The sequence below is a fragment of the Franconibacter sp. IITDAS19 genome (genome assembly GCF_023079515.1).
In the GTDB taxonomy this organism is placed as follows: Bacteria; Pseudomonadota; Gammaproteobacteria; order Enterobacterales; family Enterobacteriaceae; genus Franconibacter; species Franconibacter pulveris.
Window position 1 is genome coordinate 1 of sequence record NZ_JALJCP010000017.1, and the last position, 2,846, is coordinate 2,846.

The 2,846-nt window shown below is 53.6% G+C and carries 1 rRNA gene; it reads left to right on the top strand.

Annotation, left to right across the window (positions count from 1 at the left end):
* A 23S ribosomal RNA gene (locus MT962_RS22175) occupies positions 1-2,811 on the top strand; the annotation flags it as partial.
* Positions 2,812-2,846: the final 35 nt, after the last annotated feature.

The window sequence follows — 2,846 nt, forward strand, 5'->3', positions numbered from 1 at the left end:
GCGTTATAACCGACGATGTCCGAATGGGGAAACCCAGTGCAATTCGTTGCACTATCGTTAGCTGAATACATAGGCTAACGAGGCGAACCGGGGGAACTGAAACATCTAAGTACCCCGAGGAAAAGAAATCAACCGAGATTCCCCCAGTAGCGGCGAGCGAACGGGGAACAGCCCAGAGCCTGAATCAGCTTGTGTGTCAGTGGAAGCGTCTGGAAAGTCGCACGATACAGGGTGAAAGTCCCGTACACGAAGGCACACAGGCTGTGAGCTCGATGAGTAGGGCGGGACACGTGATATCCTGTCTGAAGATGGGGGGACCATCCTCCAAGGCTAAATACTCCTGACTGACCGATAGTGAACCAGTACCGTGAGGGAAAGGCGAAAAGAACCCCGGCGAGGGGAGTGAAACAGAACCTGAAACCGTGTACGTACAAGCAGTGGGAGCCTTCGTAAGAGGGTGACTGCGTACCTTTTGTATAATGGGTCAGCGACTTATATTCTGTAGCAAGGTTAACCGTATAGGGGAGCCGCAGGGAAACCGAGTCTTAATTGGGCGTTAAGTTGCAGGGTATAGACCCGAAACCCGGTGATCTAGCCATGGGCAGGTTGAAGGTTGGGTAACACTAACTGGAGGACCGAACCGACTAATGTTGAAAAATTAGCGGATGACCTGTGGCTGGGGGTGAAAGGCCAATCAAACCGGGAGATAGCTGGTTCTCCCCGAAAGCTATTTAGGTAGCGCCTCGTGAACTCATCTCCGGGGGTAGAGCACTGTTTCGGCTAGGGGGCCATCCCGGCTTACCAACCCGATGCAAACTGCGAATACCGGAGAATGTTATCACGGGAGACACACGGCGGGTGCTAACGTCCGTCGTGAAGAGGGAAACAACCCAGACCGCCAGCTAAGGTCCCAAAGTCATGGTTAAGTGGGAAACGATGTGGGAAGGCCCAGACAGCCAGGATGTTGGCTTAGAAGCAGCCATCATTTAAAGAAAGCGTAATAGCTCACTGGTCGAGTCGGCCTGCGCGGAAGATGTAACGGGGCTAAACCATGCACCGAAGCTGCGGCAGCGACACGTATGTGTTGTTGGGTAGGGGAGCGTTCTGTAAGCCGTCGAAGGTGTGCTGTGAGGCATGCTGGAGGTATCAGAAGTGCGAATGCTGACATAAGTAACGATAAAGCGGGTGAAAAGCCCGCTCGCCGGAAGACCAAGGGTTCCTGTCCAACGTTAATCGGGGCAGGGTGAGTCGACCCCTAAGGCGAGGCCGAAAGGCGTAGTCGATGGGAAACAGGTTAATATTCCTGTACTTGGTGTTACTGCGAAGGGGGGACGGAGAAGGCTATGTTGGCCGGGCGACGGTTGTCCCGGTTTAAGCGTGTAGGTGGGTGTTCCAGGTAAATCCGGTTCACTTCAACACTGAGGCGTGATGACGAGGCACTACGGTGCTGAAGCAACAAATGCCCTGCTTCCAGGAAAAGCCTCTAAGCATCAGGTAACACGAAATCGTACCCCAAACCGACACAGGTGGTCAGGTAGAGAATACCAAGGCGCTTGAGAGAACTCGGGTGAAGGAACTAGGCAAAATGGTGCCGTAACTTCGGGAGAAGGCACGCTGGTGCGTAGGTGAAGCGACTTGCTCGCGGAGCTGAAACCAGTCGAAGATACCAGCTGGCTGCAACTGTTTATTAAAAACACAGCACTGTGCAAACACGAAAGTGGACGTATACGGTGTGACGCCTGCCCGGTGCCGGAAGGTTAATTGATGGGGTTATCGCAAGAGAAGCTCCTGATCGAAGCCCCGGTAAACGGCGGCCGTAACTATAACGGTCCTAAGGTAGCGAAATTCCTTGTCGGGTAAGTTCCGACCTGCACGAATGGCGTAATGATGGCCAGGCTGTCTCCACCCGAGACTCAGTGAAATTGAACTCGCTGTGAAGATGCAGTGTACCCGCGGCAAGACGGAAAGACCCCGTGAACCTTTACTACAGCTTGACACTGAACATTGAGCCTTGATGTGTAGGATAGGTGGGAGGCTTTGAAGCGTGGACGCCAGTCTGCGTGGAGCCAACCTTGAAATACCACCCTTTAATGTTTGATGTTCTAACCTGGCGCCATAATCTGGCGTGGGGACAGTGTCTGGTGGGTAGTTTGACTGGGGCGGTCTCCTCCCAAAGTGTAACGGAGGAGCACGAAGGTCAGCTAATCCTGGTCGGACATCAGGAGGTTAGTGCAATGGCATAAGCTGGCTTGACTGCGAGAGTGACGGCTCGAGCAGGTGCGAAAGCAGGTCATAGTGATCCGGTGGTTCTGTATGGAAGGGCCATCGCTCAACGGATAAAAGGTACTCCGGGGATAACAGGCTGATACCGCCCAAGAGTTCATATCGACGGCGGTGTTTGGCACCTCGATGTCGGCTCATCACATCCTGGGGCTGAAGTAGGTCCCAAGGGTATGGCTGTTCGCCATTTAAAGTGGTACGCGAGCTGGGTTTAGAACGTCGTGAGACAGTTCGGTCCCTATCTGCCGTGGGCGCTGGAGAATTGAGGGGGGTTGCTCCTAGTACGAGAGGACCGGAGTGAACGCATCACTGGTGTTCGGGTTGTCATGCCAATGGCACTGCCCGGTAGCTAAATGCGGAAGAGATAAGTGCTGAAAGCATCTAAGCACGAAACTTGCCCCGAGATGAGTTCTCCCTGAGACCTTGAGTCTCCTGAAGGAACGTTGAAGACGACGACGTTGATAGGCCGGGTGTGTAAGCGCAGCGATGCGTTGAGCTAACCGGTACTAATGAACCGTGAGGCTTAACCTTACAACGCCGAAGATGTTTTGGCGTGATTTGAGAGA